The sequence below is a fragment of the Bacillus sp. NEAU-242-2 genome (assembly GCF_027853835.1).
In the GTDB taxonomy this organism is placed as follows: domain Bacteria; phylum Bacillota; class Bacilli; order Bacillales; family Bacillaceae; genus Bacillus; species Bacillus velezensis.
Map to the genome: position 1 here is coordinate 333929 of NZ_JAPNNY010000001.1, position 24511 is coordinate 358439.

Annotated in this window: 29 protein-coding genes; all 29 read right to left on the bottom strand. The window is 45.7% G+C overall.

All coding sequences use genetic code 11. The features are described 5' to 3' along the window. Positions 1 to 5: 5 nt before the first annotated feature. The 29 genes from OWN49_RS01080 to hslV all read right to left on the bottom strand — a co-directional run bounded on the left by OWN49_RS01080 (position 6) and on the right by hslV (position 24509). On the bottom strand, positions 6 to 1073 hold the full coding sequence (locus tag OWN49_RS01080; protein ID WP_017417783.1) for a protein-glutamate methylesterase/protein-glutamine glutaminase: 1068 nt from the start codon (positions 1071 to 1073) through the stop codon (positions 6 to 8). Beyond that, positions 1070 to 1963 carry a MinD/ParA family protein gene (locus OWN49_RS01085; protein WP_020955825.1) on the bottom strand — a complete coding sequence of 298 codons (894 nt, stop codon included), beginning with the start codon at positions 1961 to 1963 and terminating at the stop codon, positions 1070 to 1072. Before OWN49_RS01085 ends, OWN49_RS01080 begins: the two co-directional genes overlap by 4 nt. Further along, positions 1960 to 3051: a flagellar biosynthesis protein FlhF gene (flhF, locus tag OWN49_RS01090; RefSeq protein WP_077722198.1), complete on the bottom strand. Its 1092-nt coding sequence runs from the start codon at positions 3049 to 3051 to the stop codon at positions 1960 to 1962. The genes OWN49_RS01085 and flhF overlap by 4 nt, the downstream gene beginning before the upstream one ends. After that, positions 3051 to 5084, bottom strand: coding sequence for a flagellar biosynthesis protein FlhA (gene flhA / locus OWN49_RS01095; RefSeq protein WP_007409788.1), 2034 nt, complete (start codon positions 5082 to 5084; stop codon positions 3051 to 3053). The genes flhF and flhA overlap by 1 nt, the downstream gene beginning before the upstream one ends. Before the next feature lie 33 nt (positions 5085 to 5117). Further along, entirely contained in the window at positions 5118 to 6197 is a 1080-nt protein-coding gene (flhB, locus tag OWN49_RS01100) for a flagellar biosynthesis protein FlhB (RefSeq protein WP_077722197.1), read from the bottom strand. After that, a complete protein-coding gene (gene fliR / locus OWN49_RS01105; protein ID WP_003154233.1) occupies positions 6197 to 6976 on the bottom strand; it encodes a flagellar biosynthetic protein FliR in 780 nt (259 codons plus the stop codon). The genes flhB and fliR overlap by 1 nt, the downstream gene beginning before the upstream one ends. 6 nt (positions 6977 to 6982) lie before the next feature. Continuing rightward, complete coding sequence (fliQ, locus tag OWN49_RS01110) at positions 6983 to 7252, bottom strand: flagellar biosynthesis protein FliQ (RefSeq protein WP_003154234.1); 270 nt, start codon at positions 7250 to 7252, stop codon at positions 6983 to 6985. Positions 7253 to 7266: 14 nt separating this feature from the next. After that, positions 7267 to 7932: a flagellar type III secretion system pore protein FliP gene (gene fliP / locus OWN49_RS01115; protein ID WP_003154235.1), complete on the bottom strand. Its 666-nt coding sequence runs from the start codon at positions 7930 to 7932 to the stop codon at positions 7267 to 7269. Then, complete coding sequence (fliZ, locus tag OWN49_RS01120; protein WP_003154237.1) at positions 7925 to 8578, bottom strand: flagella biosynthesis regulatory protein FliZ; 654 nt, start codon at positions 8576 to 8578, stop codon at positions 7925 to 7927. Before fliZ ends, fliP begins: the two co-directional genes overlap by 8 nt. A gap of 14 nt (positions 8579 to 8592) precedes the next feature. Next, positions 8593 to 8955 (bottom strand): chemotaxis protein CheY, encoded by a 363-nt coding sequence (cheY, locus tag OWN49_RS01125; protein ID WP_003154238.1) that lies wholly within the window; start codon positions 8953 to 8955, stop codon positions 8593 to 8595. 26 nt (positions 8956 to 8981) lie between these two features. After that, positions 8982 to 10100, bottom strand: coding sequence for a flagellar motor switch phosphatase FliY (gene fliY / locus OWN49_RS01130; protein ID WP_077722196.1), 1119 nt, complete (start codon positions 10098 to 10100; stop codon positions 8982 to 8984). Continuing rightward, positions 10090 to 11088, bottom strand: coding sequence for a flagellar motor switch protein FliM (gene fliM / locus OWN49_RS01135; protein WP_003154240.1), 999 nt, complete (start codon positions 11086 to 11088; stop codon positions 10090 to 10092). The genes fliY and fliM overlap by 11 nt, the downstream gene beginning before the upstream one ends. 33 nt (positions 11089 to 11121) lie before the next feature. Then, positions 11122 to 11541 (bottom strand): flagellar basal body-associated protein FliL, encoded by a 420-nt coding sequence (fliL, locus tag OWN49_RS01140; protein WP_003154241.1) that lies wholly within the window; start codon positions 11539 to 11541, stop codon positions 11122 to 11124. Further along, positions 11538 to 11753, bottom strand: a complete 216-nt coding sequence (locus tag OWN49_RS01145) for a flagellar FlbD family protein (RefSeq protein ID WP_003154243.1) — start codon at positions 11751 to 11753, stop codon at positions 11538 to 11540. Before OWN49_RS01145 ends, fliL begins: the two co-directional genes overlap by 4 nt. 39 nt (positions 11754 to 11792) lie before the next feature. Next, on the bottom strand, positions 11793 to 12569 hold the full coding sequence (gene flgG, locus OWN49_RS01150) for a flagellar basal body rod protein FlgG (protein WP_003154244.1): 777 nt from the start codon (positions 12567 to 12569) through the stop codon (positions 11793 to 11795). Between the two features lie 24 nt (positions 12570 to 12593). Next, positions 12594 to 13034 (bottom strand): flagellar hook assembly protein FlgD, encoded by a 441-nt coding sequence (gene flgD, locus OWN49_RS01155; protein WP_003154247.1) that lies wholly within the window; start codon positions 13032 to 13034, stop codon positions 12594 to 12596. Beyond that, on the bottom strand, positions 13035 to 14378 hold the full coding sequence (locus OWN49_RS01160; RefSeq protein ID WP_077722195.1) for a flagellar hook-length control protein FliK: 1344 nt from the start codon (positions 14376 to 14378) through the stop codon (positions 13035 to 13037). 6 nt (positions 14379 to 14384) lie between these two features. Beyond that, entirely contained in the window at positions 14385 to 14999 is a 615-nt protein-coding gene (locus OWN49_RS01165; RefSeq protein ID WP_015388236.1) for a MotE family protein, read from the bottom strand. An 11-nt stretch (positions 15000 to 15010) separates the two neighbouring features. Then, entirely contained in the window at positions 15011 to 15454 is a 444-nt protein-coding gene (gene fliJ / locus OWN49_RS01170; protein WP_003154253.1) for a flagellar export protein FliJ, read from the bottom strand. A 5-nt stretch (positions 15455 to 15459) separates the two neighbouring features. After that, complete coding sequence (gene fliI, locus OWN49_RS01175; RefSeq protein ID WP_031379121.1) at positions 15460 to 16776, bottom strand: flagellar protein export ATPase FliI; 1317 nt, start codon at positions 16774 to 16776, stop codon at positions 15460 to 15462. Next, positions 16773 to 17528 carry a flagellar assembly protein FliH gene (fliH, locus tag OWN49_RS01180; protein WP_077722194.1) on the bottom strand — a complete coding sequence of 252 codons (756 nt, stop codon included), beginning with the start codon at positions 17526 to 17528 and terminating at the stop codon, positions 16773 to 16775. The genes fliI and fliH overlap by 4 nt, the downstream gene beginning before the upstream one ends. Continuing rightward, positions 17521 to 18537 (bottom strand): flagellar motor switch protein FliG, encoded by a 1017-nt coding sequence (gene fliG / locus OWN49_RS01185; RefSeq protein ID WP_003154256.1) that lies wholly within the window; start codon positions 18535 to 18537, stop codon positions 17521 to 17523. The genes fliH and fliG overlap by 8 nt, the downstream gene beginning before the upstream one ends. A gap of 12 nt (positions 18538 to 18549) precedes the next feature. After that, a complete protein-coding gene (gene fliF, locus OWN49_RS01190; protein WP_062623353.1) occupies positions 18550 to 20160 on the bottom strand; it encodes a flagellar basal-body MS-ring/collar protein FliF in 1611 nt (536 codons plus the stop codon). Between the two features lie 42 nt (positions 20161 to 20202). Then, complete coding sequence (gene fliE, locus OWN49_RS01195) at positions 20203 to 20523, bottom strand: flagellar hook-basal body complex protein FliE (protein ID WP_007409777.1); 321 nt, start codon at positions 20521 to 20523, stop codon at positions 20203 to 20205. Between the two features lie 10 nt (positions 20524 to 20533). After that, complete coding sequence (flgC, locus tag OWN49_RS01200; RefSeq protein WP_003154259.1) at positions 20534 to 20986, bottom strand: flagellar basal body rod protein FlgC; 453 nt, start codon at positions 20984 to 20986, stop codon at positions 20534 to 20536. Next, the gene (flgB, locus tag OWN49_RS01205; RefSeq protein ID WP_176283317.1) at positions 20986 to 21375 is read right to left on the bottom strand and encodes a flagellar basal body rod protein FlgB; all 390 of its coding nucleotides are present in this window, start codon (positions 21373 to 21375) and stop codon (positions 20986 to 20988) included. The genes flgC and flgB overlap by 1 nt, the downstream gene beginning before the upstream one ends. Before the next feature lie 351 nt (positions 21376 to 21726). Beyond that, positions 21727 to 22506: a GTP-sensing pleiotropic transcriptional regulator CodY gene (gene codY, locus OWN49_RS01210; RefSeq protein ID WP_003154263.1), complete on the bottom strand. Its 780-nt coding sequence runs from the start codon at positions 22504 to 22506 to the stop codon at positions 21727 to 21729. A 37-nt stretch (positions 22507 to 22543) separates the two neighbouring features. Further along, on the bottom strand, positions 22544 to 23947 hold the full coding sequence (gene hslU, locus OWN49_RS01215) for an HslU--HslV peptidase ATPase subunit (RefSeq protein WP_069448731.1): 1404 nt from the start codon (positions 23945 to 23947) through the stop codon (positions 22544 to 22546). Between the two features lie 16 nt (positions 23948 to 23963). Next, positions 23964 to 24509, bottom strand: coding sequence for an ATP-dependent protease subunit HslV (gene hslV / locus OWN49_RS01220; protein ID WP_003154267.1), 546 nt, complete (start codon positions 24507 to 24509; stop codon positions 23964 to 23966). Positions 24510 to 24511: the final 2 nt, after the last annotated feature.

Genomic DNA, 24511 nt, shown 5'->3' on the forward strand with positions numbered 1-24511 from the left:
TTGATTCACACCCTCTCTTTTTTCACACATCCGGTGATGGATGCCGCGATATCTTCCACATGTTTAATCTCATGAATGAGGCCCGCCTTTATCGCTGACTTCGGCATTCCGAACACAACACAGGATTCATCCGATTCCGCAATCGTTTTAACGCCGCCTGTTCTGAGCATTTCTTTTACGCCTTCGGTTCCGTCGCTGCCCATGCCTGTCATAATGACGGCTACCTTTTCGTAATCGGATAAGCGGCTTGCCGACCGAAACAAATAATCGGCTGACGGTTTATGCCGGCTTTCCGTATCATGAACGTCAAGAATGATGCGGAGCCTTCCGCCTTCCTCTGCAACCGTCATATTTTTTCCGCCGGGCGCGATGTACACCCATCCGTCTTTCGCTTCTTCACCGTTTTCCGCTTCTTTGACCTGAATATCTGACAAATGGTTGAGTCTGTCTGCAAGTGAAGCGGTGAAGCCTTCAGGCATGTGCTGAACGACAAATACAGGCGCCTTTAAATCCTTCGGCAGTTTCGGAATCACCTTTTGCAGGGCACGCGGTCCGCCTGTAGAGGTCGCGATGAATACGGCCTGCTTGGCGGATTTTGCTTTCGGTCTTTCAAATCCCGCCAAAGCCGGACGTTCCGGGATAGAAGGCTCTTTCACTGCCGCCTCAGGTTTTTGGGCGCGGGACAGCCCGGCTGCAATCACTCTCTCAATCAGCTGCTCTTTAATTTTATAAAGATCAAGTGAAATCGATCCGGAAGGCTTGGTGATAAAATCAAAAGCGCCCATTTCCAGGCAGTTGATCGTTCGGTCCTTCCCTTGCTGTGTCTGGCTCGATACCATGATGACGGGAAGTTTATATATGCTGATGATCTTCCGCAATGTATCCGTTCCGTTCATGACCGGCATTTCAATATCAAGCGTGACAACATCCGGTTTGAGAAGCTCTATTTTCTTCAGCGCCTCTTCCCCGTTTCTGGCTGTCCCGATGACTTCTATCTGCACTTCCGCAGCCAGAAAATCGGTAATCATCTTTCTCATAAAAGCTGAGTCATCAACGACAAGCACACGAATCACTGTAAAGTCCTCCTCAATAAAAAAGAAGATAATCTCTCAATAAATGCCGGTTTCTCTTCTCTTGGTTTGTTTTCTTCCGTTTGAAACAAGACATCCGTCAGAAGACGGACGGACCTGCTGGCTTTTGCTTGAGGACTTTTTATTAAAAAAGGCACCTGGTCAATGACGGCTTGACTTACTAGCGGATCATCGGGTATGGAGCCGGCGAAACGCACCTCCGCGCCTAAAAACGTGTGAATCGCATGAGAAAGGCGGTTGTACGTGTCCAGCGCCTGTTTTTGGGCGCGGGCGCGATTGACAGCAATGTTTACGGTCAGCCGTTCATCCGCGAGCAAAAGATGTTTGATCGCGCTGTAGGCATCCATAATGGCCGTCGGCTCAGGCGTTGTCACGGCGAGAATGTCTTCCGCCGATAAAATAAACGGCAGCTGTTCTTTTGAAAGTCCCGCTCCCATATCAAACAGAACGTAATCAAAATCGCTTAATACAGCGGAAAGACCATTCATAAAAGCCGACCACTTCTCTCTGTCTGCTTGATAGATCGCCTCAAGCCCCGTTCCTCCGGATATGTAGCGAAGGCCTTTCGGACCGGAGGAAAGTGATTGAGCCAATGCATGCCGATTCTCCATCACATCAATAATGGTGCGGGAAGAAGCAGCGCCGATCAGCACATCAATGTTGCCCATTCCGATGTCAAGATCAATGATGAGTGCTTTTTTTCCTTTTTCCTGCAGGGCAACTGCCATGTTTAATGTTAAATTAGATTTTCCGACGCCGCCTTTACCGCTGATGACGGCTAATGTCTTCGCTTTTTTCTCATAAAGCTCCGGCTTGATCATTTGCCGCTCTCTCATTTTCCTTCTTAATGACTCTGCCTGATCGGGTTTCATGCCAAAAGCATCCTTACAAACTCTTTTGGTGAAGCCGATAGGATGTCTTCAGGCACATCCTGTCCATTTGTCAAATAGGCGGCGCCGATTCTTGATTCCGACAGCACTTGAAACACGGAGCCGAGTGAGGCGGTTTCATCCGTTTTCGTGAAAATGAATTGATTGACCGGCACACCGGAAAACTGTTTCAGCACCTGTTTCATATCTTCATATTTTGCAGATGCCGATAATACGAGAAAAGATTGTAAGCCTGATTCAAACGGAATCATCTCTTGTAATTCCGTAATATACTGCTCTTCTTTAAAGTTTCTGCCGGCTGTATCAATGAAAACATGGTCATATTCAGCGAATTTTTCCAGTGCCTTCAGACATTCTTCCTTTGAATAACATACTTCAAGAGGAGCCTGAAGCAGCTCCGCATATGTCTTCAGCTGCTCGACCGCGGCAATCCGGTAAGTATCCGTCGTCATAAAGGCAATTTTTTTATGCTCTGTCAGCATTGATGAGGCCGCGAGTTTCGCAAGTGTAGTCGTTTTGCCGGCCCCGGTTGAACCGAAAAGCACGACGTATTTTGATTGAATCCCTTCCTGCCACCTGTCTGCCGAAGGGAGTTTTTTCACCAACAAATCCTGCAGTTTTGAGCTGACATTATCTTCAGTTAAATCTCCGGAAACAATTGAAGAACTGAGCAATTCACTGAGTACGGCGTTTTGCGTATGATCAGGAAGCCCGGCTTGCTTCAATAGTCTCTCGGCTTTTTTTAATGGTTCAGGGAGCACTTCTTTCAAATGCGCAAGTTCGCCGGAAATACTTTGATCCGGAAGACGCGGCGGCTGAACAGGCTCAGCTTTCTCCGCCATTTCCGTCTTTTTCATTTCTCCAGCGGCAGCCGGCGGCGTTTTTCTCGCTTCCCTGACGTCACGATCTAAAACCGCTATCACTTCGACGGCCTGCTGCGACCGCAGCCCCAGCCATTTTCGTTTCTTTACTTGTTTGGAATGTAAAATAACGGCATCATTGCCGAGTTCCTTTTTGATTTGCTTCGCGGCATCCTGCATTGAAGCGGCTGTAAATTTTTTTATTTTCATTAAATATCCACCACTCCAATGCTCTGTACTTCAACATTTGCTTCCAGCTCATTATAAGAAAGAACCGGAAGATCAGGGAAATACCGTTCTAACAGCTGTTTTACATACATTCTGACAGCAGGCGAGCAAAGAAGAATCGCCGACTCCTGTCGGATGGAAAGCTGCTCGGCCTCTTTAGCGACAGAACGGATGATGCTGTCTGAAACCTCAGGATCGAGTGACAGGTAATTGCCCTGTTCAGTCTGCTGTACCCCGTCTGCAATCGCTTTTTCCACCCGGCCTGAGCATGTGATGACCTTCAGCGTTTCATGCTCTCTCGCATATTGTGCCGTGATTTGTTTGGCAAGCGACTGTCTCGCGTATTCTGTCAAAAGGTCTGAATCTGTCGTTAATCTTCCGTAATCGGCAAGAGTTTCAAAAATGGTCACCAAGTTTCTGATTGAAACTTTTTCTCTCAGCAATTTGGCAAGCACCTTTTGAATATCGCCGACAGAAAGAGGGTTCGGCGTGACTTCCTCAACAAGCACAGGATAATTTTCCTTCAGATGATCGATCAGCTGCTTTGTTTCCTGTCTGCCGACCAGTTCATGAGCATGCTGCTTAATTTTTTCTGTAATATGCGTAGATACGACTGACGCCGGATCAACAACTGTATACCCCAGCATGTCCGCTTCATCTTTTGCAGCTTCGCTGATCCATTTTGCGGGAAGTCCGAACGACGGTTCAATCGTTTCAATGCCTTCAATGACGTCATCTTCAGGCGTCGGTGACATCGCTAAGTAATGATCCAGCAGGAGCTCTCCTTTAGCGACTTCATTGCCTTTAATTTTCAATCTGTATTCATTCGGCTGGAGCGCGATATTATCCCTGATGCGCACAACCGGAATGACAAGTCCCAATTCAAGCGCAAGCTGACGTCTGATCATGACGATGCGGTCAAGAAGATCACCGCCCTGCCCCGCGTCTGCAAGCGGCACGAGTCCGTATCCGAACTCAAATTCAATCGGATCAATATGTAAAAGCTGCACAACGCTTTCCGGGCTTTTCAGTTCATCCGCCTGAGCCTCTTCTTCAAGAATTTCTTCCTCTTCTTCGCTCGGCTTATCCGCTTTGGACAGCATATAAGCGCCGAATGCAAGCAGACCGGCGATCGGCCCCGTCAGCAGAATGCCGATCGGTGTAAGAAGACCGAGCAAAAGTACAGTTCCCGCGGCTACATACAAGAGCTTCGGATAAGCAAACAGCTGGCCTGTAATATCGTGACCGAGGTTTCCTTCAGATGCCGCTCTCGTCACGACAATCCCCGTAGCCGTTGAAATGAGCAAGGCCGGCATTTGAGAAACGATACCGTCACCGACCGTCAGCATTGTAAAGTGAGACGCAGCTTCTTGTATGCTCATCCCCTGCTGCAGCATACCGATTACGATTCCGAAAATAATATTGATCATCACGATGATGATCCCCGCGATGGCATCCCCTTTGACGAATTTGCTCGCACCGTCCATGGCGCCGTAAAAATCCGCTTCCCGGGCGACTTTTTCACGTCTGTGCTTTGCATCCTGCTCCGTAATCATGCCGGCATTTAAATCCGCGTCAATACTCATTTGCTTTCCGGGCATCGCATCGAGCGTAAATCTCGCCGCCACTTCCGATACCCGCTCGGCGCCTTTTGTAATGACGATAAACTGAATAATAATCAAGATAATGAAGACAACAAGCCCTACCAGCACATTTCCGCCGACAACGAAATTCCCGAATGTCTCAACAACCTTTCCCCCTTCTCCGTGAGAAAGAATCGAACGTGTCGTCGACACATTGAGCGAAAGCCGAAACAGCGTCAATAACAGCAGCAATGACGGGAATATCGAGAATTGCAGCGGTTCTTGCATATTCATTGTGGTGAGAAGCACGATCAACGCAAGAGAGATATTAATGATGATCAAAATACTTAACAACCATGGAGGGAATGGAATCACCAGCATTGCCACAATGAGGACAACACTTATTAAAACCGATAAATCTCTTGTTGACATGCTGTTTTTCTCTCCTTTTGAATCTGAAATTCACTATACTTTTTGTTTCGTTTTATATACATAAGCCAAAATTTCCGCAATGACTTTAAAAAACTCTTCCGGCACAGCCTGATCAATGTCAACCTGATCATATAACGCACGCGCGAGCGGCCTGTTTTCAATCGTCATGACATCGTGTTCTTTGGCGATCTGCCTGATTTTTAATGCGAGATGGTCGACCCCTTTGGCAACAATGTAAGGGGCGTCCATTTTCTTTTCATCATATTTTAAAGCAATCGCATAATGGGTCGGGTTGGTAATGATGACATCCGCTTTCGGCACTTCCTGCATCATCCGCCTCATCGCCATTTCCCGCTGCTTCTGCTTAATTTTAGACTTGATAATCGGATCACCCTCCGATTTTTTGTATTCATCTTTTATATCCTGCTTTGACATTCTGATATTTTTCTCATAGTCAAAACGCTGATATAAGTAATCAAGCCCGGCCAGCAGCATTAGAGCCCCTGATCCCGCAAGCCCCATCCAAAGCGTGAGCTTAGAAACGAAAGTGAGCACTTCCGCAGGCGTTAAAAGCGGAAGGCGGAGAATATCGCCATAATGCAGCCAGAGCACCATAAAGGCGGCAAAACCGACCACAGTAATCTTCAAAATGGATTTGACCAGTTCAACAATCGCCCTCATGCTGTAAATCCGCTTAAATCCTTTCAGCGGGCTGAGCTTATTCAAGTCAGGCTTGAGGACTTCCGCAGAAAACAGAAAACCCACCTGCATGTAATTGCTCACGACACCTGCCACAAGCGCGACCAGCATAATCGGCGCGAGGGTGAGGCTGATATCTTTCACCGTATCCACGAACAGTTCATGCACGGCAGATGCTGACAGATGTAATGATATCGATTTCGTATAAAACGTTTTAATAAAGGACAGCAGCCTGTCCCGCATATAAGGACCGAGCGCGATCAGCGAAAGAAAGATAATCAGTAAAGAAACGGCTGTATTCACATCCGTACTTTTCGCGACCTGTCCTTTCTTTCTTGTATCCTTCCGTTTTTTCGGAGTGGCTTTCTCCGTTTTTTCACCGGCAAAGAATTGCAGATTCAGTCTGAGTCTCATCATGTCACACCGACCAATGCCAATAGATTCCGCATGGTTTCAACGGTAAGGCTGAAGATGTTGCGGACGACGACAAACATCACCGCCATACAAACGATCAGCATAATAAAGCTCACGGCTATTTTCAGAGGAAGCCCGACAACGAAAACATTCAGCTGCGGCACCGTTCTCGCCACAATACCGAGCGCCAAATCAACTAAAAACAGACTGGCCACAACCGGCGCAGACATTTGAAAAGCAATAATGAACATGGCATTGAAGCTTTTTGCGATAAAAAGCCCAAAGTGATCATTTCCAAACGACGGAAATGCCTGATCAAGCGGGATATACTGAAAGCTGTAATAAATCCCGTCCAATAAAAGATAATGGGCGTTTACGCTGAGCATAAATAACAGCGCCAGCGTATAAACGAATTGTCCGATCAGCGGGCTTTGCGTTCCTGATTGCGGATCAATGACATTGGCGATGGAAAAGCCCATCTGAAAATCAATAAAGGAACCCGCTATCTGAATGGCTGTCATCATCATGAAAGCAATCAGCCCGAGGCTCAAGCCCACAACGGCCTCTTTTATGACAAGCAGCATATACTGTTCCCCTATTTCTATTTCCGGCGCATGTTTCAGCGTGCTGAAGCAGATCACCGAAAGAAAAAAAGCAAAGCCGATCCGGTGAACCGCCGGCAGATTCCGATGTCCGAACACCGGCACCGTTACAAAAAAAGCAGAGATTCTGATAAAGACCAATAAAAAAGCGGGAAATAAATCAATGATGGAATTCATTTGATTCTACCCTGCAAATCGGTTCAGATGAGAGAACAGATCAGTTGTGAACGAAAGAATCGTCGACAGCATCCAAGGACCGAAAAAGATCAGTCCAAGCATCACCGCCACGATTTTCGGAATGAACGCTAGCGTCTGTTCCTGGATTTGAGTTGTCGCTTGAAAGATACTGACGAGCAAACCGACGATCAGCGCGATCGCAAGCAGCGGCCCGCTGATCATTAGTGTTACATATACGGCTTTTTCCGCCATGGAAATTACAAATTCTGAACTCACAATTAGCACCTACCCTAAAAGCTGTCAAGCAAAGATTTCACGATTAAATACCATCCATCGACCAAAACGAAAAGCAATATTTTAAAGGGCAGAGAGATCATAACCGGCGGAAGCATCATCATTCCCATTGACATTAAGACGCTCGCCACGACCATATCGATAATTAAAAACGGAATAAAAATCATAAAGCCCATTTGAAAAGCGGTTTTGAGTTCTGATATCGCATAAGCGGGGACCATCGTCGTCAAAGGAATATCCTGAATCGATTCAGGTTTTTTCATTTTGGCATAGTTCATAAACAGCGCCAGATCCTTCTGTCTTGTATGCTTGCTCATATACTCTTTAATCGGCTTCTCGGCTTTTGTATATGCTTCATCGAGACTGATTTTGTTGTCCATCAGCGGCGTTAAGGCTTCCTTATTAATCTCTGAAAAAGTCGGCGCCATAATAAAAAACGTCAAGAACAGCGCAAGGCCGATTAAAACCTGGTTCGGAGGCATGTTCTGCGTCGCCAGTGAGGTTCTCACAAAAGACAGAACGATGACGATTCTCGTAAAGCAGGTCATCAAAATCAGAATCCCCGGCGCTACTGAAAAGACAGTCAAAAGCAGCAGTAATTTAACAGTGGAGCTGACTTCGGTCGGACTGCTTGAATTAAAAAGATTAACGAATTCATTCATGATGATAAGGGCCTTTCTTCTTTCCTTCAGAACGGCTTTGTTTCAGCTCGTTCAGCTGTTCTTTCAGCGCTTTTGAAAACGACGGAAGCATCGTTTGCGGCTTTTTTTCTCCATCCTTACGCGGATTTACGAGCTTGGTCCATTCCACTTTTGAAGACATCGACTCTTCGTATTGGCTCAGAATCGCCTCGCGCTCTTTTTCATCTTCAATTTCTTTTAAAAGCTGTATCGTTTCGCCCACACCGACTACGAGAACGCTGTTTCCCACTTTAATCAGCTGCACGGAACGGTTTTGGCCGACTGACGTTCCGCCGATATTTTCTACATATTGAAACGGCTTCAGCAGACGGTTTCTTCTATTCATCAGTTTGACAAATCCATAGATCAGCAGAATGACAAATAATAACGCCCCGATCATCTTTACAAAATCAAAAGCGGAGACAGAAGATGCAGAAGCATCCCCTATCTCTTGATCAGCCGTTTGTTTCGATGTATCGCTTTTTTTCTCTGTTTTGTTTGTTGATTGTTTGTCAAACCATTCGTTGACGGTGGAATTGTCAGACTCCGCCGCAAAAGCAGGGAACGGATGTACATTGAGTAAAACGAAACAACAAATCAAAGCTAGTAAACCATGACTCTTTTTCAACAGTCGTACACCCTTTAGCTTAATGTTTTATTAATGGCTTCAAGCACGCGGTCCGCTTGGAACGGTTTCACGATAAAGTCTTTTGCGCCGGCTTGAATCGCGTCAATAACCATTGACTGCTGGCCCATAGCCGAACACATGATGATTTTCGCCTGCGGATCGATCTGTTTAATTTCCTTTAGAGCTGTAATCCCGTCCATTTCAGGCATAGTAATATCCATTGTCACTAGGTCGGGGGAATGCTCTTTGAATTTTTCGACTGCCTGCGCTCCGTCTGAAGCTTCAGCTACAACGTCAAAACCGTTCTTCACTAAAATATCCTTGATCATCATTCTCATAAATGCTGCATCGTCTACAATTAAAATTCTGTGTGCCATAATCTGTTTCTCTCCTCTATGTTCGCTTATTTTAAATTGTTAAGGCGGTCTGCCTGACTTAGAATATCAGTGACTCTCACGCCGAAGTTTTCTTCTATGACAACGACCTCGCCCTTTGCCACGATCCGCTGGTTGACCAGGATGTCAACAGGTTCACCAGCCAGCTTGTCAAGCTCAATAATGCTTCCCGCAGAAAGTTCAAGGATTTCTTTGACGCTTCTCTTCGTTCTGCCGAGCTCAACCGTAACGGAAAGCGGAATATCCATCAGCATATCAAGGTTATTCCTTGATCCTTGCGCCGCTTCGTTATGATCAAACGCCTGGAATTCTACCGGAGCGACTTGAACAGGCGCAGCTTTTTTTGCGGTTCCCTGTCTCTTCGGAAGCTCAGGTTTTGCCTGCGGTTCCGGCTGCGGCGTTTCGTATGTTTCCTGTGGTTCTGAGACGGTTTCTGCGGCCTCTGACTCTTGCTGGTCTGCAGTCATCAGTTCTGCGATCAGATCTTTCGCAAACGTAATCGGATAAAGCTGCATGATGCTCGAATCGATTAATTCACCGACTTTCAGACGGAATGACACTTTTACGAGCAGGTCATCCTCAGGTATTCTGTCGGTCCCTTTTTCTTCCGTCACATCCAGAAGTTCAACCCTTGGCGGAGAAATGTCAATCTTTTTACTGAATACGGTCGACATTGACGTAGCAGCCGAGCCCATCATTTGATTCATTGCTTCCTGCACGGCGCTCAGGTGGATTTCACCGAGTGACGGATCGGCGCCCCGGCCGTCTCCGCCGATCATCAAATCCGCGATGATGGCCGCGTCGCTTTGTTCGACGACTAGCAAATTGCTGCCGTCAAAGCCTTCTGTGTAGTTCACTTCAATGGCAACATACGGATGAGGAAATTCATCACTGATTTTGCTTTTTGAAATGACGGTCACACTCGGCGTCGTAATGTCCACTTTTTGATTTAAAAGAGTGGACAGCGCCGTAGCCGAGCTGCCGAACGAAATATTCCCGATTTCTCCGATCGCATCGCGCTCAAGTTCAGACAAGTTCGCCCCTTGAGGCTGTTCTGTATCCTCTGACTGACTGCTTGTGCCGTTAAGAAGAGCATCGATTTCATCTTGAGATAATCTATTGTTCATCTTGTTCACCTCTTATGTCGTGATCTAAAATTTGCACTGCCTGTCTTCGATTCACCCGGCCGGCCTGCCCTAAAAACTTCGGTTTGTTTCCGACCAATACAGTAAGAGGATCAGTCACTGATTTGTCCAGAGTTATACAGTCCCCGACTTCCAAACTTAAAAATTCTTCTATTGTCAGTTCAGAAGCGCCCAAGAGAGCCACAACGGGAATTTGAGCCGTCATGATGCGCTTTTCAAGCAGCTTCGTTTCTTCGGGCTTCGCTTCATTCCGGTCTGATTGCATCCAATAATGTACGGAAAGCTTAGGGATAATCGGCTCAAGTACGACATGGGGAATACAAAGATTAATGACACCGCTGATTTCACCTATCTGTGTATTGAGAGAAATGACAACGACTGTTTCATTTGGGGAAACCATCTGTACAAACTGAGGATTCACTTCAAATTCAGTCATTTCAGGGTCAATATCAGCAATTGATTGCCAAGCTTCTTTGTAGTTGCCCAGTGCATTTTCAAATAAGTTAGAAATAATATTCGTTTCAATTTCCGTAAGGCTGTCAGCTTTGTTATGAGTGATGCCGATGCCTCCCATGACGCGGTCCAGCATTGCGTATGCGATGGTGGGATTAACCTCCATCATGATTCTGCCTTCCATCGGATGAACATCGAATAAATTTAAAATCGTCATGTTCGGTATGGAACGGATAAATTCTTCATACGGCACCTGGTCAACTGAGCTGACGGATATATGAATATACGTTCTGAGCTTGGCGGAAAAGTGTGTTGTGAGAAGCCTCGCAAAGTTATCATGTATCCGGGTTAAACTGCGTATCTGATCTTTCGAGAATCTGAGAGCCCGTTTAAAATCATATACCTTTACTTTTTTCTCTTTAACTTCCTTTTTCAGCTCTTCCGCATCCGCCTCACCCGTGGAAATGGCGGAAAGCAGTGCGTCTATTTCATTTTGGGAGAGAACTTCTCCTGACATTTTCTTCACCTCCGTATTCTGTCAAATTTGTTTTTATTGCAGATTAAAGGAGGTAATGTACACTTTCTGAACTTTTCCTTCTTGGAGATAGCTGTTTACTTTCTCTTTTAATGATTGTTTAAACGCTTCTCTTCCTTTATCTCCCTCAATCTCTCCGGCGCTTGTGTCAGCTAAAATGGAAATGATGTTGTCTTTCACCTGAAAATCGCGTTTTTCAAGTTCTTCCTTCGCTTTAGCCGAGTCGGTTTCAAGCTTGATGCCGATACGGATGATGCTGTCAGACTTTAAGTTTGTCGTGATATCGTCGACAGACACAGTGGCTGCAACGACTTCGTCAATTGTCGGCTTTTTATCTTTGCCGGAGTGTCCGCTGACGACAAAATATGCTGCCGTTCCGAGGCCGGCGATGACAATTAAAATAATCAGCAAAATGATGACTAATTTTTTCTTCATTCTTCTTCCTCTATTCCCTGATCCAGTGAAAATATTTGTATGCTATGGTAAAACGATATGACTTTTTTGAGAACTGCTTCTTCCGGTTCTTTCACTACGAACTTTTTGCCGTTGGACAGTGTAATCGTCGTGTCGGGGAAGCACTCAATCTGTTCGATAAACAGCGCATTCAGCGTAAAAGGCTGGCCGTTTAAACGGGTGACTTGAATCATGCAATCCGGAGAAGCGGCCTAACCGCCTCTCCTCCCTCCTTACCGTTTCAGATTAACCAGCTCCTGAAGGATTTCATCTGAAGTCGTAATGATTTTTGAGTTTGATTGGAAACCGCGCTGAGCAACGATCATTTCGGTAAATTCATCTGTCAGATCTACGTTTGACATTTCAAGATAGCCTGCCAAAAGCTTACCCGTTCCGTTTTCGCCCGGAGTGGTGACTGCGCTCGCAGCTCCTGAACTTAATGATTCTCTGTAAAGATTGCCTCCGATTTTTTCCAGACCGGCGCTGTTAGGGAACGTGACCAGACCGATTTGTCCGGCATCATGAACCGCATCCCCTGCATCAGTGTATGTAACGGTTCCGTCTGCACCGATGCTGTAATCTTTCGCATCAGTCGGAATATTGATTTTGCCGCCTCCGATTTTTTCAAGGTAGTACCCGTCAGTCGTAACAAGGTTGCCTTGATTGTCCTTTCCGAAATTCCCCGCACGTGTGTAAACGATTCCCGAACCTGTATTAATCTGAAAGTATCCGTCTCCGTCAATGGCTAGGTCGGTTTTATTCTGTGTAGCCTGCGGGGCGCCGGTTGAATGAACGACATCAATGGAAGAAGTCGCGGCACCCAAGCCGATTTGTTTTGAATTGGTCACGTTTGAACCGCCGGCGACTGTCTGGCTGATCATATCTTTAAATGTAACGCGGCTTTTCTTAAATCCCACTGTGTTGACGTTGGCGATGTTATTGCCGATTACATCTAGTTTTGTCTGAAAGTTTTTCATGCCGCTGATACCGGAATACAATGAACGTAACATGTTAAATTCCCCCTGGGTTTCTTTTTATTTAGATGTTTCGCTGACGGCCGTGACATTCCACGGACTGACCTCTTTGCCATTTTCAAGCACGAGCACGTAATTGCCGTTTGAATGCTTGACTGAATTGACTGGGCTTGTCTGATCCTTCCCGTCGCTGTCGCTGAATGTGACATTTTTGCCGATCCAGTTCACATACATCGTAAACGGATCTTGATTTTCTACAAATTTAGTCATCGTCGTATTCATATTCATCATTTGCTCCAATGAAGAAAATGTCGCCATCTGGCTGATGAATTCTTTGTCATCAACCGGATTGAGCGGGTCCTGGTTTTGAACCTGTGTCATTAAGATCTTCAGAAATTCGTCTTTCCCTAAATTCGTACTGCTGTTTACTGCGGAGGTGCTCTTCGCGTTTGAAGTGGTTGAAGCGCCCGCCGCGGCATAATCCGAGTTTACTGATGTCAACTATTCTTCCTCCATTTCATTGAGAGAAAGCTCCTCCAGCATATCTCCGAAATCGCCTGACTGCTGCTGGTTCTTCTGCTCTCTCTGTCCCTGATGCTGCTGTTTATTGTGATCTGCCGTCTGCCCGTAAACAGGCTGCTGATCCCCGCTTTGAAGCGGGACTGTAAAACGGTCGACCTGGACCGACATATTCGGAAGCGACTGTTTCAGCTGAGGAAGATGCTGTTCCAGCAGCTCTTTCGCGGACTGGCTGGATGCGATTATTTTGCTTTGAAACATCCCGTTTTCGTTTGTCACCTTAATTGTGACAAATCCGAGGTTCTCGGGATTAAGACGAATCGTAAAGCTTCCGGTTGCTTTCCCGAAAGGCGTGTATTTCATCTGTTTCCAGCCGCTGATAACCTGATCCGTTAACGGTTTATTTTCTGCCGGCTGCTGTTCAGCTCCTGCGGACGCTTGCTGAATGCCGGCAAGGCTTCTCGTTCCCGAAAACAGTATATGTGCAGACAATTTGCTGTCAGGCGCCTTTGCTTGAGAAACCGTGCCGCCGTTTTGCTGTTCCGTTTTCCCGGCTGACTCTTGGGATGATTCAGATGATTGAGATAACACAAAAGCTTTCAGCTCAGTTTCAGCCATATCCCATTCCTTTGTTCCCTTTTGAGAAAGGCCCGCAAGCTGCTCCGCGACGCTTTGAAAGCTCTTCAGCTCAGCGGCTGTCATGGCGTAAAGTTTAGATGCAGATTCGTTTTTCGGAAAAAATGTCTGCCGCAGGTCTTGAATCACGCGGTCCGGAACGCCTTGTTTTTTCAATGCCTCTAATAAACGGGCGCCTTCCCGGTAAACCGCCTTTGCCTGCGTGCTGTCAGGCAGTTCCTGCTGAGATGTGAAGAGCTGGGATACGGCTTCTTGAATGAAAAGCAAGCCCTTCTCAAGCGCATCCTTGACGGAATCCCCGTCTTTTGCGGAAGAATCCGGCTCATTCGTTTCAGGCTTCGCCCCCTGCTGTTTTCCCGCTAACATGTCTTCAACGGATTCGGCAAGCTGTTTCAATAAAGGAAGAGCTGTTTCAGCCGTCTGCTTTCCTTCAAGAGCTTTTACCGCCTCAAGCAGCTGTTTAAGCTGCAATTCTTTATCTTCCGGGCCGGCTTTCAGCCAATCACCGATTTTCGATAGGGCATCATTCAGCTCTGCGTCACTTGTTTTTGTTTCATCTCCGGGCTGCCGGGGAGAAGTGATTTCCGACAGGAGCCAGTTCTGAAATAGACCTAAGCTGTTTACATTCGTCTTCACATTGCTGTTTTGCGCAGTCTGCGTACGATTACCCGTTAATTCAAGCAGCTTCAACTTACATCACTCCTTATTTCCGTCAGCGGATAGTTTTTCTGTATATTTAGCCGCTTGTTCAGGAGTCATTTTCGTCAAGATTTCAGCAAGTTGCTTTTTACTTAATCCATTTAAAATATCGAGGGCTTCTTTTTCTTTCAGCTTTACGATAATGCTTGCCGCTTTACCGCTGTCCATACTTTTATAGATGTTGATCATTTTATCTTTTCCGGCTGAATCCGAAGCGTCTTTTTTTGTTTCATCCGTCTTCGTTTTCTGCTGCTGTTCAGCTTCCTGTTTCAGCGAACGGATTTTCTGATTCAGATTATCGATTTCGGACTTGCTTGTGTCTAAATCTTTATTCAAAATGTTAATTTCACTTTTTTGTTCCTTTATGGTCTTTTCAAGAGAAGCCGTTCTGTCTTCCTTCTGCTTTTCCGCCGCGCTTTTCATTTCTTTCGTTTCGGGAACCAATTCTTTTAAAACAGGCGTTTTAGCGGCTGTTTCCTGAATCGGCTTCATCACATCAACGCCGGCAGCCCAAAGGATGATGCTTGCGACGATGATCAGAAAAATCAGCGGGATCATGATAAAAAGCAGGATTGAACCGAACTTTCCAGATCTCTTTTCTTTATCGGCCATTTCATTCGCTCCTAATGCCCCTGAATCATAAACTGCTTGATTGAAATGTCGTCCATTTCCCTCATCTCTGCAGCTTTATCTTCAAGTGCGAACATATTAAATTGTTTTTCCCGCATTTTTTCAAATTTCTTTACTTCAATGTTTTTTTCGGTGAGCTGTTCCTGCTTCTCATTCATTTCATTTCGTTTCATAATGACAAGCTTTTGATAATGATAGATGGTGTTCTCAAGATTGGAAACGAATTGCTGATAATGTCTCATTTCCTGAACGCTCATCCCGCATTTCAGCTTTGATTCTTTGTCTTTTTCGAGCAATTCTTTTTTGCTCATATTTTCATATAGTTTTTCAGCCACTGTCTCAAATTCAGAAACCGATTGTCTGTATTCAGTCAATGTTTGGTCTTTTTCATTTTCTTTTAATTCCAGCAGCTTTTGAAATCTGAATTGGTAAGCCATGATGTTTATTCCTCATTTCCTGTCAGACTCGTCAATGCCGCAATGCTGTCTTCCAGTTGAGCAGGTTCTTCCGTTCCTTGTTTTAAAAATTGAATAAGCTGCGGATAAAACTGAATCGCTTCATCAATTTCTCTTGATGACCCTCTTTTGTAAGCTCCGATATTAATGAGATCTTCAGAGTTTTGATAAGTTGACAGAAGATCGCGGAATTTGTTGGCCGCCTCTATGTGCGCTGTATCTGAAATATTAGACATGACCCTGCTGATGCTTTTCAGGATGTTCACGGCCGGGAACTGCCCCTTGTTGGCAAGCGCCCGGTCGAGAACGATATGCCCGTCTAATATTCCGCGCACCGTATCGGCAATCGGTTCGTTCATGTCATCTCCGTCAACGAGAACCGTATAAAAAGCGGTTATCGTTCCTTGTTCATTCGCGCCCGTTCTTTCCAGCAAACGGGGCAAAATAGCGAACACAGAAGGTGTATATCCTTTTGTTGTCGGCGGTTCTCCCGCTGCCAGGCCGATTTCCCGCTGAGCCATCGCGACCCTCGTGACGGAGTCCATCATGAACATCACATTCCGGCCTTTATCGCGGAAATACTCCGCAATGGCGGTGGCCGTATACGCCGCTTTCAATCGCATTAACGCAGGCTGATCAGAGGTCGCGACTACGACTATCGAGCGTTTCAGGCCTTCTTCGCCTAAATCCTTCTCAATGAACTCACGCACCTCGCGCCCCCGTTCACCGACAAGTGCGATAATGTTTAAATCAGCTTCAGTCTGCTTCGCAATCATTCCCATCAAGGTGCTTTTCCCGACTCCGCTTCCGGCAAAAATCCCGATTCTCTGCCCTTTTCCTACCGTCAGCAGACTGTCAATCGATCTGACGCCGACACCCATCTTTTCCCGTATCGGCGGGCGTTTCATCGGGTTTGGCGGCTGCTGTTCTGTCGAAACGGGGGACAAACCTTTCGGAAGCGCCCGGCCGTCAAGAGGTTCGCCGAACGCGTCGACAACTTGTCCGATTAACCCCGCCCCTACTTTGATGCGGAGCGACTCGCCAGTGGCCTCCACAATGCTGCCCGGCGCGATACTGGCTGCTTCCAGATAAGGCATTAACAGAATGTTTTCATCCTGGAAGCCTACAACCTCAGCTTTAATCGCTTTTTTTGCATGGCCTTTCGGATAAATGAGACAAACATCTCCGATTGAGCTTTCGGGCCCTTTTGATTCAATCATCAGCCCGATGACCCGTTTAACCTTGCCGTAGCGTTTGTACGGATCCGCTGTTTCAATTGAGTCTATTAAATACTGTGTCTTCATTGCTCCGCTCCCGCCTCAAGCGCCGTTAAAAGCTTTTGCTTTAATTGCATCAGCTGAGTGTCTATGCCTGCATCAACACGTCCGAACGGAGTTTCTATCGAGCACGTTCCCTTCGCGGCTTTTTCATCGGCATATAAGCTTAATCTGCATTCTTTGTATAACAGCTGCTGAATTTCGTCCATATGCTGATGAACCGTCTCATAATATTCAGGGTCCACATAGATGGAGATGTCATCATAATCTTTTACTTCGGCTACTACCTGTTTGACCAGCAGAAGGAAAGCCTCTTTATCGTCACTTTTTTGCCGCCATACTTTTTTAGCGAGCGCAACGGAAAGCTCAATAATTTCTTCCTCAGCGCTTTCCAGTTTTTCCTCGACTGACTGTCTCGCCATTCCCATAACGGCATTGGCCCGGCTGATGAGATTGGCATATTCAGCTTGAGCCTCGGCTTTTCCCAATGCTATGCCTTCTTTATATCCTTCTGCCTTCGCTTCTTCCATCAATCTTTGTTTTTCTTCCGCCCAGCGGTTTTTCTCTTCTTCAATCTGCCGAAGAGTGTGATCCAATTGACTTTTCGCTTCTTCAGACACCCTGTCGGCTTCGGCCTTGGCAAAGGCCATGAGCGCCTCCGGATTTTCAAGTTCCTCCCGGTCTGGCTGGGAATGTGTTTTCCTGACTTCCTGCAAGGAAAGCTTGCGCCGTTTTTGTTCAGGAGAAAATGATGATTGCTGTTTAATGATATTAGACAATAATATCGTCTCCTCCGCCTCGCGCGATTACAATTTCTCCGGCTTCTTCCAGCTTGCGGACGACGCCCACGATTCTTGATTGCGCCTCTTCCACATCACGCAAACGCACAGGCCCCATAATTTCCATTTCCTCTTTAAACGTTTCAACCATACGCTGTGACATATTGCTGAAGACGATCTCTTTGACTTCCTCGCTCGCAACCTTCAATGAAAGCAGGAGGTCGTCGTTTTCAACGTCTCTGATCACGCGCTGAATCGCACGGTTATCAAGGGTGACAATATCTTCAAAGACAAACATCCGTTTTTTGATTTCATCCGCCAATTCAGGATCTTGGATTTCTAATGAATCAAGGATCGTTTTTTCCGTTCCTCTGTCTACGCCGTTTAACACTTCAACAACGGCTTCTATGCCGCCGGTCTGCGTATAATCCTGCGTAAAGGAGGAGGACAGCTTTTGTTCAAGGACCCGCTCCACTTCATTTATGATTTCGGGAGACGTTCTGTCCATAACCGCAATCCTTCTTGCCACCTCAGCCTGAACGTCCGGGTTCAGCTCAGACAAAATCTGTCCGGCCTGCACCGGGTCAAGGTAGGATAAAATCAGTGCCATCGTTTGCGGATGTTCCTGCTGAATGAAATTTAAAATCTGTTCGGGCTCCGCTTTTCTTGCAAAATCAAACGGCTTTACCTGCAAAGAAGAGGTGAGCCTGTTTAAAATGCTTACCGCTTTATCTTCTCCGAGCGCTTTTTCAAGCACTTGGCGGGCGTAATTTAAACCGCCTTGTGAAATATAGTCCTGAGCGATTGCGATATTATGAAATTCTTCAATGATTTCATCTTTTCTTTGATGATCGACGCTTCTGACTCCCGAAATCTCGAGAGTCAATCTTTCAATTTCTTCTTCAGACAAATGCTTGTACACAGAAGCTGATACATCAAGGCCTAAGGAAATCATGAGGATGGCTGCTTTTTGTTTTCCTGTAAGCTTGTTCTGATCACGTTTCGCCATTTTCCATTCCCCCTAATCCTCGTCCAGCCAGCTTCGAAGCAATTTAGCAAAGTCTTCCGGTTTTTCTTTAGCCATTTTTTCAAGCTGTTTTCGTCTGACTGTTTCTTCCGTTTCAATTTTCTCTTCGTTGATATCAGGCAATCGAACCGGCTCCGGCGGTGTTTCATATTCATATTCTTCGTATTCATCCTCTTGTGAGCGTTTCTTTCTGATGAGGAGAATAATAAGCAGAATAATGGCCGCAAGCAGTACGCCGCCTGTAATGTATACCCAGATCGGAAGACCTGAAGATTGTGCCGAATCTGTGTTCAGGCTTGTTTTTCCGTCAAACGGCTGAACGGATACAACGATTTTATTGTTGATATCATTGTCTGTCAGGTTTTGATTTTGCGTTTCGTTTTTATCAAGAGACGTTCTGACGACCGTTCCTAAAATCTTCTGTATATCAGCCTGTCTCTGTGCTGATAAGGAAGCGGCATTTTTCGGATTAGGCGGCTCCACCATGACCTGAATGCCTAAATCACGCACTTTATACGGGCTTTCCGCGATTTCTTTATGAATGCGGTTGACTTCATAGTTGATTTTATTGCTGCTTTTTTCGTAGTCCCCGCTGTTTGAACCGCCGTTTGTCTCGGCATAGTTCGCGGTGTCATTGCTTCCCGTTCCGGCCGTGCCGCCGTTGGCTGCGCCGTCGCCTTTATACGTTTCCGCAACTTTTTCGGCGCTTACCGCTATGCCTTCCATGTTATCTTTATCGACAGGTTCAACAGTGTCTTCAGTGCGTTTTTCCTTCGTAAAGTCAATATCCGCCGTTACGGAAACAACGACCTTATCCTGCCCCATCATTGTGCCGAGCAGTGACTGAACATGTTTTTGAATGTCCTTTTCGACCTGCGACTTAATACCTTGCTGAGATGCATAACTGTCAGAAACGGACCCTGCACCGCTGTCACTTTTGTCATAATATGTAGAATTTTGATCCATTATGACGATATTATCTTCTTTTAAGTTCGGAACACTTTTAGAAACGAGATGGTACAGCCCGTTGATCTGGTTTTGATCAAGCGAGTAGCCCGGTTTCATCTGCAAAACGATGGATGCGGACGCTGCCGGCTGATCTTCACCGACGAACACGGCTTCTTTCGGCATATTGATCATGACCTTCGAGTTTTTAATACCGTCCATTTCATTTATCAGGTTTGACAATTCGGTCTGAGTCGCCTCAACCTTTAAAACGTCAAACTCATTATCTGTCAGGCCGAAGCCCGCATTTTGTCCGAAAAACGAATAATCAATTGATCCCGTTTTCGGCAGGCCTTCCGCGGCAAGCTGGACTTTAAGCGAATCCACTTGGCTCTCAGGAACCTTTATGACCGTGCCGCCGTCAGCAAGTTCAGAAGACACCTTTTTCGTATCGAGCTCTTCTTTAATCTTCCCCGCTTCTTCCGCGGACAAATCTTTATAAAGAGGCACCATCTTTTCAGACGAAGTAAAAATAATAACGACGATGAGTAAAATAATGAATGCGGCCAAGCCGCTTACCATGAGTATCTTCTGTGTTTTTGATCTGTTGTTCCAAAACGCTGCCGTTTTGGTTTTCATTTGCATTAGAGTACGATTCATGTTAACCCCCGGTCATTCCAGTCATTCTCTTCAATCTGACCACTACATCTGCATTCTCATGATTTCCTGATAGGCTTCCACGGCTTTATTGCGGAATTCGGTAGCGGCCGTCAGAGAGATATTTGCTTTTTGGGCAGCGATCATGACCTCGTCAAGGTTTACATCCTTTCCTGCAGCCAGTTCGTTCGTTATTTGGTCAGATTTTACTTGTGACTCATTTAACGAATCAATAGAGTTTTTTAAAAGCTCCGAAAAGCTTGTTTGGTTTGAAGAATCAGTTTTTTGAGTTTGGTTTAATTGATTCGTTACGTTTTGAGTGTTTTGGGTTTGTTGAAGCTGAAAAGGAGTAATAGCGTTAACCACTTACATCACCTTACTTTCCGATTTCTAAAGCCTTCAAAAGCATGCCTTTGGAGGCGTTTAATGCAGTTACGTTTGCTTCATATGATCTCGTGCTGCTGACAAGATCCACCATTTCTTTTAATGGGTCTACATTTGGTTTTTGCACATATCCGTCTTTATTCGCATCAGGATTCTCCGGATCATAAACGAGATTAAAAGCGGACGGGTCTTCCGTAACGCCAGATACCTTTACGCCATTTCCAGCGCTTCCTGTTCCGTTCATCTTGGAATGTAAAAGGGACGAAAATGACTCGCCTCCCGATTGGAGAGATACCAGCTTTCTTCTGTAAGGCACCCATTCGCCATTTACCTGCTTCGCTCTCGTTGTATCCATATTGGCCAGGTTGGACGATACGACGTCCATCCGGACACGCTGTGCAGTTAAAGCGGAGCCCGAAATATTTAAGCTTTGAAAGCCACTCATTATTTTCCTCCTGTCAAGACGGTTTTCAGAGAATTGAATTTGCCGCTCATTCTTTCAACCAAAGCCTGATAATTAATTTGGTTTTCGGCTAAATCTGTCATTTCTTTGTCGATATCGACATTGTTTCCGTTTTGCTGGTACGATGTATCACTGCTGGACACGATAGAATAATCGTCCCCTGAACCCGTAAAGTCAACGTGCCGATAGTCGGTTTTTACCGCCTCACGATTGGATGTTTCCTGATCTAACAAATTTCGGAAAGAGACTTTTTTTGCCTTATAGTTCGGTGTATCTATATTGGCGATGTTATTAGTTAAGACTTTTTGCTTAATGTCCGCTCTCCCCAAGGCATTCTCAAGATTTTGTATAGTTCCAGAAAATAAGTCCAAATCCACTTACCTCCATTTCAGATATTTTTCTCCTAAAAATCCTTGTCGAGAATTGTAAAACCATATGCTTATTGTAAGAAATAACAGGCTTAAAGTCTATGAAGTTAGGCTAAAAAAAGTGCTCAATTATATCTATTTTGCATGTAGGTATTAAGTCCTAGAGTATTTGGACTACAAGCATTTGTTTAATATAAGACTGAAAATAGCAGAATTTCTGTATCTTCCTCCTTTTTTCACACAGCAAGATGGATTATCTCAGATCAGCTTCCAATAAGCAACTTTAAACTGCAACTTTTCACCTATTGTCCATAAAAAAAGCAGGACCCCATTTTCAGGGATCCTGCTTTTGTCTTAATGAGATTTAAGGTTTTCCAATTCAATAAGGAATTTGTTGTTCAGAACTTTAATGTACGTCCCCTTCATTCCCAGTGATCTGGATTCAATGACGCCTGCGCTTTCCAGCTTTCTCAGCGCGTTAACGATTACTGAACGCGTAATGCCGACACGGTCCGCAATCTTACTTGCCACGAGCAAGCCTTCGTTTCCGTCAAGCTCTTCAAAGATATGCTCAATCGCTTCAAGTTCACTGTAAGACAGAGAACTGATCGCCATTTGAACAACCGCTTTGCTTCGCGCCTCTTCTTCGATTTCTTCCGCTTTTTCTCTTAAAATCTCCATTCCTACAACGGTTGCTCCGTATTCAGCAAGAATGAGATCATCATCTTCAAATTGATCCTGCAGACGGGACAGAATCAGCGTGCCCAGTCTCTCTCCTCCGCCGATGATCGGCACGATCGTTGTTAAGCCCGCTTGGAACAGGTCTCTGTTTTCCACAGGAAACGCCGTGTATTCGCTGTTGATATCAAGGTTTGAAGACGTCTCCGGAACATTGAACAGATTTCTCGTGTACTCTTCCGGGAACTGGCGGTCTTCAAGCATTTTTTTCATGCGGTCATTTTCAATCTGCTGATTAATAGAGTAGCCCAAAAGCTTTCCTCTGCGGCTGACGACGAAAATATTAGAATCAATGACGTCACGAAGCGTTTCAGCCATTTCTTTAAAGTTTACGGGTTTGCCTGCCGCAGCCTGCAGCATGCTGTTAATAATTCGTGTTTTTTGTAGTAAAGCCATGATAAATAATCCTCCTAGAATTCCTCTTATTAAATTTTCACAATATAAATTGACTTAGATCTTTGTTGTTTGCAATCGTTCCGAGCTTTTCTTCAACGTATTGCGGCGTGATGGCGACTTTTTCCATCGTCACGTCCGGCGCTTCAAACGACAGGTCTTCCAAGAGACGTTCCAATATCGTGTGAAGCCTTCTCGCTCCGATGTTGTCCGTGTCCTGATTCACATGATAAGCCACTTCGGCGATCTTACGAATAGCTTCGTCAGAAAATTCAAGAGATATACCTTCTGTCTGCAATAAAGCCTGATATTGTTTTAACAGCGCGTTATCGGGTTCGACGAGAATCTTCACAAAATCATCCACCGTCAGCTTGCTCAATTCTACACGAATCGGAAAGCGGCCCTGCAGCTCCGGAATCAGATCAGACGGTTTGGCCATATGGAATGCCCCGGCTGCGATAAACAGCACGTGATCTGTCTTGACGGAGCCGTATTTCGTGACGACGGTAGATCCTTCGACAATCGGAAGGATATCTCTTTGAACGCCTTCTCTCGATACATCTGCTGAGGAAGAAGCCCCTCCGTTTTTTGCGATTTTATCTATTTCGTCAATAAAGATAATGCCGCCCTCTTCAGCTCTTAACACGGCCTCTTGGCCGACTTCATCCATATCGATTAATTTGCCTGCCTCTTCATTGGTCAGAACCTTCCTTGCTTCTCTGACCGTCATTTTGCGGCGTTTTTTCTTTTTCGGCATCAGATTGCTCAGCGCATCCTGCATATTCATGCCCATCTGCTCCATCCCGGAGCCTTGCAGCATGTCAAACATCGACGGCTGCTGCTCTTCCACCTCTACGGAGACGTAATGGTCTTCGAGCTCTCCCAATGCGAGCTGATGCGCCATGCGTTTTCTTTTTTCTTCAAGGCTTGCTTCTTCCTGCTGGTCGGCATCATCATCATTTGCCGTCTGGCTTCCTCCGAAAAGCATTTCAAACGGATTTTTCACACCCGCTTGTTTTTTCTTTCCCGGAACGAGAAGCCGCACTATACGTTTGTTTGCATTTTCTTCAGCCTGTTCTTTCACTTCGCTGATTTTTTCTTCTTTAATGAGCCGCACGGATGTCTCAACAAGGTCTCTGACCATTGATTCGACATCTCTGCCTACATAGCCGACTTCTGTAAATTTTGTCGCTTCAATTTTTATAAATGGCGCACCGGTAAGCTTGGCGATCCGTCTGGCGATCTCTGTTTTCCCCACCCCGGTCGGGCCCATCATCAGGATGTTTTTGGGAACGATCTCGTCTCTCAGTTTTTCATCAAGAAGACTTCTGCGATAGCGGTTTCTTAATGCCACGGCGACAGCTTTTTTCGCATCCTGCTGTCCTACAATGTATTGATCCAACCGATCTACGATTTGTCTCGGTGTTAACGGTTTGTTTTCCATGCGCCTCAAGTCCTTTCTATTCAAGTTCTTCCAAAATGATCTGATCGTTTGTGTACACACAAATCTCGCCTGCGATTTTCAAAGCGGCTTTTGCAATATCTTTGGCGGACAGATTCTCTCCGGCATAGGTTTTCAGCGCTCTTCCTGCTGACAGGGCGTAGTTTCCGCCGGAGCCGATTGCCAAAATGCCGTCATCCGGCTCAATCACTTCACCTGTTCCCGATACGAGAAGCAAGGTATCCTGGTTCATGACAATCAGCATGGCTTCCAGCTTGCGCAGCACTTTATCGCTGCGCCATTCTTTCGCAAGCTCAACCGACGCCCGTTTTAAATTGCCGTTGTATTCTTCAAGCTTCGCCTCAAACATTTCAAAAAGTGTGAAAGCGTCTGCAACAGATCCCGCAAATCCGGCCAGAACCTTTCCGTTAAACAGCTTTCTCACTTTTCTCGCAGTATGTTTCATGACTACAGCCTGACCGAATGTGACCTGGCCGTCTCCTGACATAGCGCTTTTCCCGTTATGCTGGACGGCAAAAATCGTTGTCGCATGAAAAGATGACATGA